The following is a 15798-nucleotide window of genomic DNA, read 5'->3' as shown; positions in this document are numbered from 1 at the left end:
ACCATGTCTCCGTCTAGACCCAACCTATGGTATCGCCTCCATATCGACGTGCCATTGATGCTTGGTTTGTTAGCCTTGCTGGGCTTTAGCTTAATGGCTGTCTATTCTGCGGGTGGCGAAAATGTGGCACTGCTGGAGCGTCAGGCAACCCGAATTGCTTTGTCGCTCGGGGTGATGTTTGTGGTGGCACAAATTAACCCAGAAATTCTCAAGCGTTGGGCTTTACCCATTTATTTGCTGGGGATCATTTTACTTATCGGGGTACATTTCTTTGGCGAAACCAATAAAGGCGCTCAACGCTGGCTAAACCTCGGTTTTATGGAGTTTCAACCCTCAGAGCTGATGAAACTCGCTTTTCCAATTACCATGGCCTGGTACATCAGTCAGTTTCCATTACCGCCGCGTAAAACCCAATTGCTTGGCGGGTTACTGCTTTTACTTATCCCCACCTTGCTCATTGCCAAACAACCGGATTTAGGCACCTCGATTTTAGTAGCAGCGTCCGGCGTATTTGTGTTGTTTATGTCGGGCATGAGCTGGGCGATTGTGATTTCTTGCGTTGTGGCGGTACTGTCGCTGGTCCCCATACTGTGGTTGTTCTTAATGAAGGCCTACCAGAAACAAAGGGTTTTGACCTTTTTGCATCCTGAAAGCGACCCCTTAGGCTCAGGTTACCACATCATCCAATCTAAAATTGCCATTGGCTCTGGCGGCCTATTTGGTAAGGGCTGGCTCGACGGCACCCAATCTCAATTAGAGTTTTTGCCTGAACGTCACACCGACTTTATTTTCGCTGTTATTGGCGAAGAGTTTGGCCTTGTTGGCGCACTATTACTCTTGGCGATATACCTTTACATTATTGGTCGCGGACTGGTGATAGCCAGTCGCGCTCAAACCAGTTTTGCACGATTGCTAGCTGGCAGCATTACTCTAACCTTCTTTGTTTACCTATTCGTCAACATCGGCATGGTTTCCGGACTGTTACCGGTTGTTGGAGTCCCCTTGCCCTTGGTAAGCTACGGAGGTACGTCGATGCTGACCTTGATGGTTGGCTTTGGTATTTTAATGAGTATTCATACCCACCGCCGATTTGTGAACCGATAACGATAACGAAAATGACAAAAATGAATAAGCCTTTATTAGCCGTCTTTGCTTTTTGCGCAAGCTTACTGACGGGGGTTGCCTTCAGCGCACAAGCACAAGCACAACAAGCGACACCCTCAGAGCTCAAGCAAGAATTCATCAATACTCAATTGGAGAAAGGTTTTACCCAACCACAAATCGACGCGTTTTTGGCTCCAGCAAACATCAGCAATGACGTTCTAGAAGCCATCGCTCGACCATGGGAGGCTAAACCCTGGCATCAGTACTATCCAATATTTTTAACCGAGGAACGCGTTCAGGGTGGCATCGAGTTTTGGAAAAAGCATCAAAAAACATTGCAACAAGTGAGCGAACAGTATGGCGTAGAGCCGGAGATTATTGTCTCTATTATTGGTGTTGAAACCTATTACGGGCGCTTTAAAGGCACCCATAAAGTTTTGGATGCCTTGTATTCGCTCGGTTTTTACTATCCGCCTCGAGCTCGTTTTTTTCGCTCTGAGCTGGGTCACCTCATGGAATTAGCCAGAGAACAGCAATTAGATTTGAGCGAACTGAAAGGTTCTTATGCCGGTGCCATGGGATTTGGTCAGTTTATCCCTTCCAGCTATCGCGCTTATGCAGTGGACTTTGACGGTGATGGCCGAATTGATTTGGTGAATAGCGAACAAGACGCTATCGCCAGTGTGGCGAATTACTTCAAACGCCACGGCTGGGTTAAAGGTCAGCAAGTCATTAAACAAGTGGAATTAACCCCCGGCACCGACGCCAGCGCATTAGTTTGGGACAAGAAGCCACCGAAATACCTTGTTGCCGACTGGATCAGTAAAGGTGTGAAGTTTGCGAAGAACCAAGATATGGACGTTTCACAAAAAGCGATTTTAGTGGAACTGGAGTTGGAACAAGGCGCTGATTATTACCTCGGCTTGAACAATTTTTACGCCATTACGCGCTACAACCATAGCCCACTTTACGCTATGGCTGTGTATCGCTTAAGCCAGCAAATAAAGGCCGCTTATCATGCGCGTCGTTAGTCTCGTTGCCCTCACTCTGTTGCTTTTTGCATGCTCCAACGAGCCCAGCAGTCGCTATAGCCAAAAGCACGACAGTGCCCCAAAAAATGTACCAAATTTAGAGCACATTGAAGACGCTCAACCTAAGCATGAGCCATACAGTAAGCAAGGGAATCGCAACTACACCTTACGCGGCCAAAGCTACCAGATTATTACCGATACACAAGGCTTCAAAGAACGAGGAATGGCTTCTTGGTATGGTAAGAAGTTTCACGGTCACCTTACCTCTAACGGTGAAACTTACGACATGTACTCCATGACTGCAGCCCATAAAACCTTGCCAATTCCCAGTTATGTTGAAGTCACCAATTTGGACAATCAACGTAAAGCCATCGTCCGCGTTAATGATCGCGGTCCGTTTCACCCAGGTCGCATTATCGATCTATCCTATGCCGCGGCCTATAAACTCGATGTAATTAGTCATGGGGTTGCCAATGTTGAAATCAGAGTCATCAGTAGCGTACCGAATAGCGCCACCCAATTTTCTGGTAACAAGGCATCGGAACAGTTCTTTGTTCAAGTGGTAGCCCTGAGCAACCGGCAACGAATCAATCAATTAGCCGACGAGCTCACAGAGCAATATAAAACCGGGCATCGCGTCATCCAACAACAAGGTTTGTCAAAGCTGCAATTAGGACCACTGTCTAACGCTGCCCTTGCCAATGCCTTAATTTCAAAATTGCATCAAAACGGCTACCCTAAAAGCTTTCTAATCTCTCAATCTAAAAATTGAGGCGTATGCTGAGGGAACCTTTTAACTGTGTTAAATGTCGACTAATGATATAATACCCGCAATTTTTATTAACCGAATAAACAGCGACCATCTATCGCCCATGAATAAATTACAAAAAGCCAAACAAGTTCTGGCGCTTATCGCCGGATTAAGCTTCGTTAGCGCAGCCAGTGCTGCACCAACCGTTGTGCCCGCGCCGCCAACCGTTGCGGCAAAAGCCTTTGTACTAATGGATTACAACTCTGGAAAAATTCTAGCTGAAAATAATGCTTACGAATTGCTCCACCCAGCCAGTCTAACCAAAATGATGACCAGCTACGTCATCGGTCAAGAAATGGTAGCTGGAAACATTCATGATGACGACATGGTGACCATCTCCGAAAATGCTTGGGCGAAAAACTTCCCTGACTCATCGAAGATGTTCATTGAAGTGGGTAAACAGGTATCCGTTGCCGATCTTAACCGCGGCATCATCATTCAATCTGGAAACGATGCGTGTGTCGCAATGGCGGAGCACATTGCCGGTACTGAAGAAGGTTTTACCGATCTTATGAATTCGTGGGCGAAACAATTGGGCATGGTAGATAGCCACTTCGTCAACAGCCACGGCTTAGATTCAGATGAACACAAAACCACAGCTTACGACATGGCGCTTCTTGGTAGAGCATTAATTCGTGACGTTCCGCTTGAGTACGAAATTTACGCACATAAAAGTTTCACCTTTAATGGCATAAAACAATTTAACCGCAACGGCTTATTGTGGGATAAAAGCATGAACGTCGACGGCATTAAAACCGGTCATACTTCCAAAGCCGGTTTTAGCCTAGTGACCTCCGCTGTAAAAGACAACATGCGCCTAGTAGCTGTGGTTATGGGTACTCGCAGCGACGCGGCTCGTAAAGCGGAAAGTAAAAAACTATTAAACTACGGCTTTCGTTTCTACGAGAGCGTAACGCCTTACCAAGCTGGCGACAGCTTCACCGAGCAACGCATTTGGTATGGTGACCAAAAGCAAATTAAGCTGGGTGTCGATCAAGACACCGCATTTACCTTATACCGCGGTCAATCGAAAAAACTGAAAGCGAATTTTGAGCTTACTAAAGAATTAAAAGCGCCTATAGCAGCCGGCGAAGTGGTTGGAAAGGTGTACTTTCAGGTGGACGGGAACGATGTTGCTGAATTCCCGTTAGTAACCCTAGAAGCGGTTGAGCAAGGTGGCTTAATTGACCGCATTATGGATTACTTCAGAGAACTGTTCGCTAAGTGGTTCAACTAATCAGAGCGAGTAACCGCTAATTACAAGTTAACGGGCCGACACAGGCCCGTTTTAGATTATTGGAGTCCTTAATGGATACAAAATTTGATGAACTACTGGAATTTCCATGTAGCTTTCCTTTTAAAGTCATTGGCTTAGCTCGTCCGGACTTGGCTGACGATGTTATCGCCGTTGTTCAACGTCATGTTGCAGGCGATTACCGGCCATCCACGCAGCCTTCTTCTAAAGGTACTTACCATTCGGTGACCGTTAGAGTAAAAGTTGAATCAAAACCTCAGGTTGAGCAACTGTACACAGAATTAGCCGGTATCGATGGCGTAAAAAGAGTGCTTTAGCTCACACAATTCTGACAATTTTGCCAGACTTGGGTATACTCAGCGCCACAGAAATCGAATAACCAGTAACAGAGACTCGCCCGTGAGCAATGCCAAAGTAGCCGTGCGCTATCTTGGCCGTCAAAGCTACCAAAAAGTTTGGCGTGCCATGCAAGACTTTACCGACAATCGTGACCAACACACTCTAGATGAAATCTGGGTGGTGGAACATGACCCCGTGTTCACTCAAGGACAAGCCGGAAAATCCGAACACTTGCTGAGTACCGGGGACATACCTGTGGTTCAAGTCGATCGCGGTGGCCAAGTTACCTACCATGGCCCTGGGCAGCTAGTAATTTACCCACTTATTGACATTAAACGCGCCAAAATGGGCGTGCGACAGTTGGTTACAAACATTGAAACCAGTATCGCCGATATGTTGGCATTATTTGATGTCAGCGCGTATCCAAAGTGCGACGCACCTGGCGTGTATATCGATGAGCGGAAAATAGCATCATTGGGACTGCGCATTCGAAAAGGATGTTCTTTTCATGGACTAGCACTCAATGTCAGCATGGACCTGAGCCCATTTCTACGAATAAACCCCTGCGGATATCCGGGTCTCGAAATGATTCAATGCAAGGATGTTAACGGTCCTCAAAACGTCGATGAGGCCGCTAACAAACTGGTTCCCATTTTAGTCAAAAGCCTCGGGTTTACAGAAACCACATCAATACAAGGTTTAGCAAAGCATTATGAATAAGCCGGAAAAACTCATACCAGGAGTGAAACTTCGCGACGCCGAAAAAGTCGCTAGAATCCCAGTAAAGGTGGTACCCACCGAGCGTGAGGAAATGCTAAGAAAGCCCGACTGGCTTCGAGTAAAATTGCCCGCCAAAACTCATAAAATCGACGCTGTTAAACAAGCGATGCGCAAACATGGCTTGCATTCGGTTTGTGAAGAAGCAACGTGCCCTAACTTAGCTGAATGCTTTAATCACGGAACCGCGACCTTTATGATTTTGGGCGCTATTTGTACTCGCCGCTGTCCGTTTTGCGACGTTGCCCACGGTCGCCCTTTAAAGCCCGATCCTAACGAGCCAAAGAAGTTGGCTGAAACCATACGCGATATGAAGCTCAAGTACGTTGTGATCACCTCCGTAGACAGAGACGACTTACGTGACGGCGGCGCTCAGCATTTTGCCGATTGCATTCGTGAAATTCGAGCACTCAGCCCGCACATTAAGATTGAGATACTGGTTCCTGACTTTAGAGGCCGCATTGACCGAGCATTAGACATTATCAGTCAAGAGCCACCAGATGTGTTTAATCACAACCTTGAAACAGCGCCTCGCTTATATCGCAAGGCTCGACCTGGCGCGAGCTATCAGTGGTCGCTGGAGTTATTGCAAAAATTCAAGCAACGACATCCAGATATTCCAACCAAATCAGGTTTGATGATGGGGCTTGGCGAAGAAAACCATGAGATTGTTGAGGTGTTAAAAGACTTGCGCGCTCATCAAGTGGAAATGCTTACTCTGGGGCAGTATTTGCAGCCTTCTAAGCACCACTTAAAAGTGGAACGCTACGTGCCGCCGCAAGAGTTTGACGAGCTTAAGGACATTGCCACTGAGCTTGGTTTTAGTCAGGCTGCTTGTGGACCTTTGGTACGTTCAAGTTACCACGCCGACATGCAGGCGCAAGGCAAAGAAGTTAAGTAATCTATGTGGCGGTCAACCTAGGTAGGCCGCCATCATGATGGCATCTTCTCGAGGGGCGTTTTTCGAATCATTTGGATAGTAGCCTTTTCGAACCCCGATTTCGTTAAAATCAAACGAATGATACAAGCCTATGGCCGCATGGTTAGAGCTTCGTACCTCCAAAAACATTTGGCTAATGTCATGAGCGATAGCTCGGGCCACACAATCTGCTAATAACTCTCGTCCATACCCCTTTCCTTGCTGTGTAGGCTGGACACAGATATTCAGCAAACTAGCCTCATCCAGAACGTATTGACTGACGTAATAACCAACCAAGGTTCCATTTGCAAACGCACCGATAAACTCGTGTTTAACGGAAAAACTATTACTGAAGTTATTTAGTGACCAAGGAGATTTATGAGCAGCAAGCTCGATTTCCATCACTAAAGCAAGTTGTTCAAAACGAATAGGCTCTAAGACCAAGCTCATCGACTAATGCCCTTAAGTGCTTGCCACAACCGCTGCTTTTGTTGAGGTGTTTGATCCAACTGATTGATATCAACGGTCGCAACACTCGGCGGCTTGGTCGTCACAGCTTCGCTACCTAAAAACCACACCAACTGGGTGGAAGGATTCTCCTGAAGAGTTTCACTAATAGACAATTCATCAAAGCCAATGTTGGCAGCTTTCATGATTTTATTGAACAGTGGTGACTGCCAAAGTTGCTGCTCATTTAACGAGCAAACCACATGCAGTTTTGCAACCGACACATGATTCATGGGTTGCAACTCGGCATCCTTAGAACGCCAACGAGTAATTCCTAAGGCATCTAAAAATTGGTTGTTAGTGTCGGTCATTCAAACTCCTAAAAACGAAAGAACATAATGACACAAACCCACTTTCTTATACAGCAGTAACTGGTTTATCTGCTCTGATCACAACCCTTTGCAAATCAATGTAAATGGTGTTGTTGCTTGACCCAAGACATGGCTAAATTGAGCGAAACGATTACAGAGAAACGATCATGAACAAAAGGCTTTTGGCGATTGGGGGCATTATCGCCGCCGGCATCGGATACTGGCAATGGAGTACATTGCAAACACCCTCTAACGACTACAGTTACCAAACTGAGCAGGCCACACAAGGGGACATCAGCAAAAGCGTGTCCGCGACAGGAACATTGGCCGCGGTTGATGATGTGGTTGTAGGGGCGCAACTCTCTGGGCAAATCACCGAGTTGGCCGCTGACTTTAATGACAGCGTCACTCAAGGGCAATTGTTAGCTCGAATCGATCCCAGCACCTTCGCCGCTAAGGTCGCTCAGGCCTCAGCACAGGTGGAAAAAATCGAAGCCGATAAGGGGCTGCAAGCTATCACTATCCAACAGGCGCAAGTTAATCTCGAGAAGGCGAAAAGAGACCTTACCCAAGCCCGACAACTGTTGCTCGACAAGCACATTTCACAAAATGAAGTTGACGATTTTGTTAGCGCAAAGCAATTAGCAGAACTCGCTCTGCAGCAAGCTCATGCCCAATTAAGTGTACTAAAGGCCAACCTAGCAAGTGCCATTGCCACCCTACAGCAAAACCAAATTGACCTAGCTAGAACAGAAATTAGAGCCCCGATTGATGGATTCGTGATTAACCGTACCATTGAGCGGGGTCAAACCGTGGCAAGCAGCTATAACACGCCTGAGTTATTTACATTGGCTAAAGATTTATCGGCAATGGAAATCGAAGCACACATTGATGAATCCGACATTGGTCAAATTGCACTAGAGCAGCGGGTCAGCTATACCGTAGACGCCTATCCTCAACAAACTTTTCGAGGGATAGTCAGCCAAATTAGAAAAGCCCCCATGGTGACATCCGGGGTGGTAAGTTACCGCGTAATTATCGCTACCGATAATCCCCAAAATCGATTATTTCCAGGCATGACCGCCAACCTGACCATCTCAGTAGACAACGTACGCGATGTGCAACGCGTCAGTAATGCCGCTGTCCGAATGGGTGAGCGAGGGGCAGCTCAACACGGCTCTACCTCCAAAAGTGGAAAGCGGAGCGGCAGTCTATTGGCCGGGCTTAAGCCACTGAACTTAACCGAGCAACAGCAAAAACAATTAAACGACAACCTCCCACCTCGACCACAAACGGGCAGTCGCAGTGTTAACCAGCAATATCGTCAAAAGGTGTCAGCACTCATCGACGAAGTGTTAACCGACCAACAGAAAAAGCTGCGCAACGATATTCGTAACGGTAAGGTTCGCATGGGCAGTTTACTGATCTTAAAAGAAGGCAAAACTGAAGCACTCGCTGTGCAACTAGGTATTAGCGACCAAACGAACACCAGCATATTGCGTCCTGACTTAACAGGCTTGGCGATAGTGAATCAAATGCGGAGCAATGGTTGATGGAGTCCGTTATTCAATGCCGACAACTGAGCCACAGCTTTCCTATGGCTGGCGGTGAATTTCAGGTGCTTAACAACATTAATCTCAACATCGCCGCAGGTGAAATGGTTGCCATCATGGGGCCATCGGGCTCCGGAAAATCGACTTTAATGAACTTAATTGGCTGTTTAATGACACCAAAACAGGGTGAATTAACCTTACTCGGGAAACCAACTAAGGGGCTGAATCGAGATGTCTTAGCTCACCTTCGCAGAGACCACATTGGTTTCGTCTTTCAACAGTTCAATTTGTTAGCCCGGACATCAGCATTAGAAAACGTGATGATGCCACTGATGTACGCCCAAATGAGCCCTGAGCAAGCCAAAACGAGAGCGCGAGAATGTCTCGATGCAGTGGGCTTACAAGACAAATACGACAACCATCCAAGCCAATTATCTGGAGGGCAACAACAACGGGTAGCCATAGCTCGAGCCTTGATAAACCGACCAGAAATTATCTTGGCGGATGAGCCAACCGGCGCATTAGACAGCAAAACCAGTGACGACATCATGGCGTTATTTCGCACATTAAACCAACAAGGACAAACCGTGGTGATTGTCACTCATGAAATGGAAGTGGCGGCACAAGCCGATCGCATTGTTTCCGTTCGTGACGGAGAGCTATTGTCGGGGGTTTCGCTATGACCTTAACTCAAACTGCTTTGCAATCGCTGCGTCGTAACCTTATGCGGTCTATTCTGACCACACTTGGCATTATTATCGGTATCAGTGCGGTGATCATTATGTTTGCTTTGGGCGAAGGAGCCCAACGCCAAGTGGATCAACAGATTCAAAACCTCGGCAGTAACTTACTCATGGTTCGAACCGGTACCATTAACAGCGCAGGCGCTCAAGGAGCTGCTGGACAACGCACTCGTTTGGACATGGGCGATGTCTACGCCATTAAGGCCTCTATACCTGAAGTCACGGCTATTGCTGCCACCTCTAATGGCCAGGCTCAAATCATTTGGGGAAACCAAAATTGGAACACTCGAATTGAAGGGGCGAACGCCGATATTTTGATCGCCAATAATTGGCGACTCTTGGACGGCCGAGGCTTCACCGAAAGCGAAGTACGCAGCAGCGCTAAAGTAGCCGTAATAGGGCAAACCGTTGCAAAAGAGTTATTTGGCGATCCCAGTTTTGCATTGAACGCAACTATAAGAGTCAACAAGGTACCATTAACGATTATTGGCTTGCTTGATAGCAAAGGCCAAGACATGCGCGGTAACGACCAAGACGATACTTTAATAATGCCCATAACCACCGCCAATCGCCGAGTGATTGGTGCAGACAACGTCAATCATGTACGCCGTTTAACTTTGTCGGTAGATAAAGCTAACAACATGGATGTGGTTTCTGACGAAGTTGAGCGTTTGCTTATGCAGCGCCATCGCATTTCCGCCGATAATAGCTCTGCTTTTATCGTAATGAATCTCAGTGCCATGCTAAATACCCGAGCCGAAGCTAACCAAGTGTTCAACTCTTTGTTGGCTGGGGTGGCTGCGGTCTCCTTGCTGGTTGGAGGCATTGGTGTGATGAACATTATGCTGGTCAGTGTAACCGAGCGTACTCGAGAGATTGGTTTGCGAATGGCGGTTGGTGCACGACCCAAAGACATTCTCTATCAGTTTTTAATTGAGAGCGCCCTGTTGTGTCTACTTGGCGCCCTGGTCGGCCTAGCATTGTCCGTTATCGCGATTTTCATCATAGAAAACCAGTTTGGTTGGCCTATGGCTATCTCACCCTTAATCATGAGTGTAAGTGTTATCGGAACAGCGCTCATTGGCATCGGCTTTGGCTTTTATCCGGCATTTAAAGCGGCTAATTTAGACCCCATCGAAGCACTTCGTTACGAATAGTAATAAGAAGGGCCAGACATCGCTGCCTGGCCCCTGCTTTCTTTTGGCTATGTGATTAATCACCAATGTGCTGTTTTAGGAAAGCCAAGACCTTTTGGTTGGCTTCAACGATGTTTTCTTCTAGATAAAAACCGTGGCCTTCTTTATCTTTAACCAGCCACTCGTAAGGGTGATTGGCTTTATCCAGTGCTTCTCGCAATGCTTCGGCATGCTCGATAGGCGCACGCTCATCGTCTTCACCATGAATAATTAATACCGGAGCTTTAAGCTTATCAACGTTATATACCGGCGATTGACGGCGCAATTCCGCTTTATCATTGCCAACTGTCTTTTCCAAATAGGCATCACCCCATTTTAGATTTTCAATATCGCCTTCGGTAAACAACATTTCAAGATCGTAAACCCCGGCATAGCCAATCGCGCATTTAAAGAGCTCAGGCTCAATAATCGCGCTTTGTAGCGCTGAATAGCCACCAAAGCTTCCACCAAAAATACACAAACGATCTTTATCGGCAACACCGTCACGAATGACGTAGTTAGCCGCATCGATAATATCTTGCTGAATATCCGTACCCCAATGACCGTAACCTGCTTCTACAAATTCTTCACCATACCCTGTTGAGCCTCTGAAGTTGATTTGAACAACGGCATAACCTCGACTCGCTAGCAATTGAACACGGCTATTGTATTGCCAGTAATCGCGAACGTGTGGTCCGCCATGAGGCATAATGACGGTAGGTAAATTGGATTGTTTCCCTTTCGGTAGCGTCAAATACCCATTTAGGGTTAAGCCATCTTTACTTTTTAATCGAAACGGTTGGGTAGCGGCAAGCTCATTAGCTTTTATCCACTCTCGAGAGCGCATGAGTTCACGAGCTTGCATAGATTGAGTATCAAACAAGTAGAAAACACCCGGATTACGATCGCCAGTGACGTGCACAACTGCCAGCTTACCATCGTCTGTTTTACTACTAATGATGACGTTATCCCCATTAAAAGCTCTCACCAGCGCTTTGTGCAATAGAGCGTCATTAGAGTCGGGCTTAATGTATAAATAGTTCGGATAGTCTTCATCAATTCGAAGCCCATAAACCTCATTTACATCGGTCTTTAGTAGTTCCGTAGGCTCTGCGCTTTTACTACGATACAACTCTTTCGTTTGTTGAGTTTTAATGTCTAATCGGTATAAGCTGCTTGGCTCACCTTTCTCACTCATTAAGGCATAAACGCCATTGTTATCAGGTGTAAAGCTCATCAAGCTAATGTTTTTGCCGGAAAAGTTTTTTACGCGTTGCCACTTTTCTCCTCGGTCGTCGGAATAATACAAATGGTTCTTATAGTCACTGTCTAAACCCGAAGCAAATCGAGCTTTTCCTTGATTGTCGATAAGAAAATTACTGTCGCGCATTGGCCCTTGCTTTATGCGTAGGGTTTTTCCACTGTAGACATTCAGTCTTTGAATCTCTGGCGTTGCACCGGTGCGCCATTCCCATTGACGAGTTTGAATGAGCACATATTTATCCTGCCCTTTTAGCGGATCGACTAGCCAACCGGACTCATACCCTCCCTCTCTGGAGCGATAGCCAAACAGCATTTTCTTTTTCGAACCGTCATAGTTAACCGCAAAAATTTCCCCATAGTTGAGCGGTTGCAGCAAGGCACCTTGCACCTGCTCAACACCTACTAACACGCGCTCATTGTTGACCCAGAAAAAGCTGCCCACTTGATCTTTCTGCCCCCCACCTATGGAGGACTGTACTTCAAAAGTCTTGCTGTCCAAAAACGCCAGTGTTTTACGGCCATCGGTATTAATAAGGACCGCTAGGTACTTACCATCGGGGGAAATCTTAACGTCATAAAACTCGGGATGACGAGAAAAGTCTTCTACTGACATCGCCTGTGCAGACACAGAAAAAATAGATAAACTCGCGAGCAATAAAGTTCGCTGAAAAAGGCTCGATATTGTCATGCTAAATCCTTTAGCTTGTGAGTGAAAGTTAGGTTACAACCCGATGAAAAAATTAATCGCGATGGCGTTAATAATATCTACGAAGAAGCCGCACACTAAGGGAACCAAAATAAAAGCTCTGTGTGCCGCGCCGTTTTGTTTGGTTACTGCGGTCATATTGGCGATGGCCGTTGCCGTTGAGCCTAAAGTGATGCCTCCAAAGCCAGAGCAAATTACACTGGCCTCGTAATCCTTACCCATTAGTCTAAAGACGACCAATAAAGAGAACAGAATCGACATCCCTATTTGTAGCGTCATAACAACGGATAGGTAGCCTAATAGGCCGGCTAATTCCCAGATTTTGAGATCCATTAGGGCCATTACGATAAACATGCCTAAGCAAATATCGGAAATTAACGACAAACCGCGATCTCCACCTTCAACGTATTGCTTAGGGAAGACTTTATAGGTTCGATTACCCAACAAAATACCGGCCATCAAACAGGATACAAACAAGGGCAGCGCAATGTCCGCCATCACTAACAGTTCGTTGATGCCATAACCTAACATCAAAGCGATATTTAGCCTAAGCCAGGCAAACAACAAACTATAGCTGTCTACGGTTTCATTGGGTGCATTGTGCGACGAGCCAACATCAAGACGTTGATCGGGATTGCCTTGCAGTTGATGTTTATTGATCAGAAACTTTGCTATTGGGCCACCAATAACGCAGGCAAAAATCAGGCCTATGGTGTTACTGGCGATTCCAAGCTCCATGGCATTAGTGACGCCTAGCTCATCAACAAATGTAGGAGCCCAAGCCAGCGTAGTGCCTACTCCACCAATTAATGACACCGAGCCCGACATTAAGCCGGCAACCGGATTCATGCCAAAGGCTGAGGCCACGCCCATTCCAACGGCGTTTTGCATCATGATGTAAACCGCGGCGAGCGCTATAAGGATAATTAATGGCTTACCACCGGAAAGCAGTGACTTAATGTCGGAATTAAGCCCCATGGCCGCAAAGAAATACAGCAGCAGGGCGTCTCTTGCACCCAGCTCAAAGGTAATTTGAATACCAAGAACAAAGTAGATGACAGCGACCGTCGCGGCGCAGGCAAAGCCGCCTATAACCGCCTCGGGTATGCTGTACTCTCTTAAAATCGCATAACGACTTAACGCCCCTTTACCAACGAAAAGCAGTAAGATAGCTAAGGTGAAGGAGAAAAAACCGCCAGCTTCAATGGATTCCATAAATCACTCCTTGATTTTCCATTCGTAAAAACAGAGCTAAAAAACTACCACAATAACATTTTATTCACAAACGGAGACAAGGTAAGCATCAGGCTCTAGCAAAAAGAATTGGGCACAAAAAAAGCGCATCCTACTGAATGCGCTTTTTGTGTTATGTGGCAGGGGTGGAGAGATTCGAACTCCCAACATTCGGTTTTGGAGACCGACGTTCTACCAATTGGAACTACACCCCTAACGACGAAAGGCATTATACAAGAGCAAAGCCAACTGTAAAGCGGTTTTTTGATGAAGCATGCTAATTGTCGATTAACTGGGCAAGCAATGCTCAATTCACTACGAGTTTACGTTGAATCATCCACGCTTCAATATGAGGCAATACGGTTTGCGGATACTTAGCCCAATTAAAATGATCTAAGCTTTTATCGATGTTTTCTTGCTTAGAGGCTAAATGAACCATTTCTACATCCTTGCTCGAGAATTTCTGAATGAGTTGTTTACTCGAATTCGGAGTGGCAAACACATCACCTTCTACCGTTATGGCTAATACAGGCGGGGTGGCCGTTTTCATTCCGTTATCATAGTCAAAGTCTGTACCCACCAACCTGAACTCGCCGGTACGTCCGCATCGCCCCCAATCATTGATAACGCTCCTGGCTTCTTTTCCGGCGAAAGCGACGTATTTTCCGGGAAAATAGCCAACTAAATTAGCAATGACCGGAAACGCGTAAGTAATAAACCGAACCCCTAACCAATCCAGTCCGCTCCAGCCTTTGTGATATATAGAGCCGGACGCTAACATCACTAAGCCGTCGAAGTGGTTATTTAAACGGCCAATAAGAAGCGCCGAAACCTGGCCTCCTAAACTATGCCCCATGAGCACTCTACGGGTTCCGGCAAATAGCTGATCGCCAACGTCAATAATCTCTTTAACGTCCTCAACCATTTGATGGTAACCAAAATCAGCTTTACGCCCCACTTTAAACTGAAAGCTACCGTGTGCCCGCCAATCACAGACCACGACATTTACCCCAAGTTCAGCGATAGACTTCGCAAGGTCGGTATAAAACCTTGCCCATACGGCCATAGCGGGAAGAAGATATATCGTCGTATTAGCGCCTTGGCTGCTATAGACTTGCAGTACTGACGAGCAGCCATCAGCATAAGTGTGGCTGATCGTTTTATGGGTTAATGTCATATTGTTGGTCAGTAGTGTATGGATGCACTTTAGTTTAGAGTAATCGTTCTAGCTATTACCAGCTTTTTGTTAAAAAACGGTAACAGATTACTGCAGTCGGTCGAAGCGCTGAGTAGGCGGAACATTGTTAAGCATCAGCTGCACTTCCTCTTTAAGCCGTGGTTCACGTTGTTCTCTTTTGGCTTTGAGATCGGCAAGACCTTGACCAATGACCTGCCAATTAGGTCTCGTTAAATCATTGCCAAACAGTGCGATTAACACGGAGCCCTTTTGATACTGACTGCTATCTACCCCATCAACCGATAAGCCTGGTACTAAACCAACTCGCTGCAGAATTTCGTCATCCCCCATTGCTGATTCAAGCGCTGCACCAAAACCGATGACAACACTTGGGTTATCTTGTATCGATACCTGTTGATAACCTTTTTGCTTCATTACAGAGGCGATGGTTTCATAAAGTAGGCCGGCAACTTGTTGCTCATTCAACTCATCATTGACTCGGATACGAGCATGAGTTGGATGCCAGGCATAGGTCAGCGGTTTATTGTCTAGAAACGACAGGTCGCCGCTCGCTACAACCGTGACTCGATTTAGTTCTTTTGGTGGCTCTTGAGTTGCACAACCTGTCAATACCAGCAAACTTAATATAATGACTCTTAGCATTACGTTCTTCCTTTACGTTATTCGCTTTAGGATAACTCACATTTAATAAAAATTAACCTAGAGCGATCAGATATCTCCATTATTGCCTGTGGAGTGTACTTTGTAGCGATCCAGATTAACTTAATAAAGCTGGCTATTACCTGAACACGATTCAGATGCTGGTTATTACAGCGTTGCATAGCTTATCAAGAGCAAATAGCGGGCAGTTGCACAAAGTATGGGGGTGAGGAA

At 46.3% G+C, this 15798-nt stretch carries 15 protein-coding genes, 1 tRNA gene and 2 pseudogenes; 11 read left to right on the top strand and 7 right to left on the bottom strand.

The features are described from left to right. Positions 1 to 3 precede the first annotated feature (3 nt). From rodA to lipA, 7 genes are all read left to right on the top strand, one after another. On the top strand, positions 4 to 1104 hold the full coding sequence (gene rodA / locus CLC91_RS12045) for a rod shape-determining protein RodA (protein ID WP_095498777.1): 1101 nt from the start codon (positions 4 to 6) through the stop codon (positions 1102 to 1104). A 20-nt stretch (positions 1105 to 1124) separates the two neighbouring features. After that, the gene (mltB, locus tag CLC91_RS12040; protein WP_233132628.1) at positions 1125 to 2135 is read left to right on the top strand and encodes a lytic murein transglycosylase B; all 1011 of its coding nucleotides are present in this window, start codon (positions 1125 to 1127) and stop codon (positions 2133 to 2135) included. Beyond that, on the top strand, positions 2122 to 2907 hold the full coding sequence (locus CLC91_RS12035) for a septal ring lytic transglycosylase RlpA family protein (RefSeq protein ID WP_095498605.1): 786 nt from the start codon (positions 2122 to 2124) through the stop codon (positions 2905 to 2907). The genes mltB and CLC91_RS12035 overlap by 14 nt, the downstream gene beginning before the upstream one ends. A 100-nt stretch (positions 2908 to 3007) precedes the next feature. Beyond that, positions 3008 to 4183 carry a D-alanyl-D-alanine carboxypeptidase family protein gene (locus CLC91_RS12030; protein ID WP_095500459.1) on the top strand — a complete coding sequence of 392 codons (1176 nt, stop codon included), beginning with the start codon at positions 3008 to 3010 and terminating at the stop codon, positions 4181 to 4183. A gap of 71 nt (positions 4184 to 4254) precedes the next feature. Next, on the top strand, positions 4255 to 4518 hold the full coding sequence (ybeD, locus tag CLC91_RS12025; protein ID WP_095498603.1) for a DUF493 family protein YbeD: 264 nt from the start codon (positions 4255 to 4257) through the stop codon (positions 4516 to 4518). An 82-nt stretch (positions 4519 to 4600) separates the two neighbouring features. Continuing rightward, complete coding sequence (lipB, locus tag CLC91_RS12020) at positions 4601 to 5260, top strand: lipoyl(octanoyl) transferase LipB (protein ID WP_095498602.1); 660 nt, start codon at positions 4601 to 4603, stop codon at positions 5258 to 5260. After that, complete coding sequence (gene lipA / locus CLC91_RS12015) at positions 5253 to 6218, top strand: lipoyl synthase (protein WP_095498601.1); 966 nt, start codon at positions 5253 to 5255, stop codon at positions 6216 to 6218. The genes lipB and lipA overlap by 8 nt, the downstream gene beginning before the upstream one ends. Positions 6219 to 6230: 12 nt before the next feature. Here lipA and rimI read toward each other — a convergent pair whose 3' ends face one another. Next, positions 6231 to 6686 (bottom strand): ribosomal protein S18-alanine N-acetyltransferase, encoded by a 456-nt coding sequence (rimI, locus tag CLC91_RS12010; RefSeq protein ID WP_095498600.1) that lies wholly within the window; start codon positions 6684 to 6686, stop codon positions 6231 to 6233. After that, a complete protein-coding gene (locus CLC91_RS12005) occupies positions 6683 to 7054 on the bottom strand; it encodes a DNA polymerase III subunit psi (RefSeq protein WP_095498599.1) in 372 nt (123 codons plus the stop codon). Before CLC91_RS12005 ends, rimI begins: the two co-directional genes overlap by 4 nt. A 167-nt stretch (positions 7055 to 7221) precedes the next feature. On the opposite strand from CLC91_RS12005, the gene CLC91_RS12000 reads away from it, so the two are divergent. From CLC91_RS12000 to CLC91_RS15240, 4 genes and pseudogenes are all read left to right on the top strand, one after another. Further along, the gene (locus CLC91_RS12000; RefSeq protein ID WP_095498598.1) at positions 7222 to 8607 is read left to right on the top strand and encodes an efflux RND transporter periplasmic adaptor subunit; all 1386 of its coding nucleotides are present in this window, start codon (positions 7222 to 7224) and stop codon (positions 8605 to 8607) included. Next, positions 8607 to 9290, top strand: a complete 684-nt coding sequence (locus tag CLC91_RS11995; protein ID WP_095498597.1) for an ABC transporter ATP-binding protein — start codon at positions 8607 to 8609, stop codon at positions 9288 to 9290. The genes CLC91_RS12000 and CLC91_RS11995 overlap by 1 nt, the downstream gene beginning before the upstream one ends. Continuing rightward, a pseudogene (locus CLC91_RS15245) lies at positions 9287 to 10009 on the top strand (ABC transporter permease); the annotation flags it as partial. The gene CLC91_RS11995 and the pseudogene CLC91_RS15245, both read left to right, overlap by 4 nt. A gap of 138 nt (positions 10010 to 10147) precedes the next feature. Beyond that, positions 10148 to 10507: pseudogene (locus CLC91_RS15240) on the top strand (ABC transporter permease); the annotation flags it as partial. Between the two features lie 55 nt (positions 10508 to 10562). On the opposite strand, the gene CLC91_RS11985 reads toward CLC91_RS15240, so the two are convergent. The 5 genes from CLC91_RS11985 to CLC91_RS11965 all read right to left on the bottom strand — a co-directional run bounded on the left by CLC91_RS11985 (position 10563) and on the right by CLC91_RS11965 (position 15567). Then, on the bottom strand, positions 10563 to 12476 hold the full coding sequence (locus CLC91_RS11985) for an alpha/beta hydrolase family protein (protein ID WP_095498596.1): 1914 nt from the start codon (positions 12474 to 12476) through the stop codon (positions 10563 to 10565). 33 nt (positions 12477 to 12509) lie between these two features. Next, entirely contained in the window at positions 12510 to 13709 is a 1200-nt protein-coding gene (gene gltS / locus CLC91_RS11980) for a sodium/glutamate symporter (RefSeq protein WP_095498595.1), read from the bottom strand. Between the two features lie 156 nt (positions 13710 to 13865). Beyond that, positions 13866 to 13942 (bottom strand) — tRNA-Trp (locus CLC91_RS11975). 92 nt (positions 13943 to 14034) lie between these two features. After that, positions 14035 to 14904 (bottom strand): alpha/beta hydrolase family protein, encoded by an 870-nt coding sequence (locus tag CLC91_RS11970; RefSeq protein WP_095498594.1) that lies wholly within the window; start codon positions 14902 to 14904, stop codon positions 14035 to 14037. A gap of 87 nt (positions 14905 to 14991) precedes the next feature. Further along, on the bottom strand, positions 14992 to 15567 hold the full coding sequence (locus tag CLC91_RS11965; protein WP_095498593.1) for a DUF4136 domain-containing protein: 576 nt from the start codon (positions 15565 to 15567) through the stop codon (positions 14992 to 14994). Positions 15568 to 15798: the final 231 nt, after the last annotated feature.

Origin of the sequence: Paraferrimonas haliotis (assembly GCF_002282895.1) — a bacterium.
GTDB lineage: Bacteria > Pseudomonadota > Gammaproteobacteria > Enterobacterales > Shewanellaceae > Paraferrimonas > Paraferrimonas haliotis.
This window is presented reverse-complemented; position numbering and strand designations above follow the sequence as displayed.

Excerpts from the sequence above, each read along its gene's own strand:
- rodA (WP_095498777.1), top strand. The coding sequence starts at position 4 with ATGTCTCCGTCTAGACCCAACCTATGGTATCGCCTCCATATCGACGTG.
- mltB (WP_233132628.1), top strand. The coding sequence starts at position 1,125 with ATGAATAAGCCTTTATTAGCCGTCTTTGCTTTTTGCGCAAGCTTACTG.
- CLC91_RS12035 (WP_095498605.1), top strand. The coding sequence starts at position 2,122 with ATGCGCGTCGTTAGTCTCGTTGCCCTCACTCTGTTGCTTTTTGCATGC.
- CLC91_RS12030 (WP_095500459.1), top strand. The coding sequence starts at position 3,008 with ATGAATAAATTACAAAAAGCCAAACAAGTTCTGGCGCTTATCGCCGGA.
- ybeD (WP_095498603.1), top strand. The coding sequence starts at position 4,255 with ATGGATACAAAATTTGATGAACTACTGGAATTTCCATGTAGCTTTCCT.
- lipA (WP_095498601.1), top strand. The coding sequence starts at position 5,253 with ATGAATAAGCCGGAAAAACTCATACCAGGAGTGAAACTTCGCGACGCC.
- rimI (WP_095498600.1), bottom strand. The coding sequence starts at position 6,686 with ATGAGCTTGGTCTTAGAGCCTATTCGTTTTGAACAACTTGCTTTAGTG.
- CLC91_RS12005 (WP_095498599.1), bottom strand. The coding sequence starts at position 7,054 with ATGACCGACACTAACAACCAATTTTTAGATGCCTTAGGAATTACTCGT.
- CLC91_RS12000 (WP_095498598.1), top strand. The coding sequence starts at position 7,222 with ATGAACAAAAGGCTTTTGGCGATTGGGGGCATTATCGCCGCCGGCATC.
- CLC91_RS11995 (WP_095498597.1), top strand. The coding sequence starts at position 8,607 with ATGGAGTCCGTTATTCAATGCCGACAACTGAGCCACAGCTTTCCTATG.
- CLC91_RS11985 (WP_095498596.1), bottom strand. The coding sequence starts at position 12,476 with ATGACAATATCGAGCCTTTTTCAGCGAACTTTATTGCTCGCGAGTTTA.
- gltS (WP_095498595.1), bottom strand. The coding sequence starts at position 13,709 with ATGGAATCCATTGAAGCTGGCGGTTTTTTCTCCTTCACCTTAGCTATC.
- CLC91_RS11970 (WP_095498594.1), bottom strand. The coding sequence starts at position 14,904 with ATGACATTAACCCATAAAACGATCAGCCACACTTATGCTGATGGCTGC.
- CLC91_RS11965 (WP_095498593.1), bottom strand. The coding sequence starts at position 15,567 with ATGCTAAGAGTCATTATATTAAGTTTGCTGGTATTGACAGGTTGTGCA.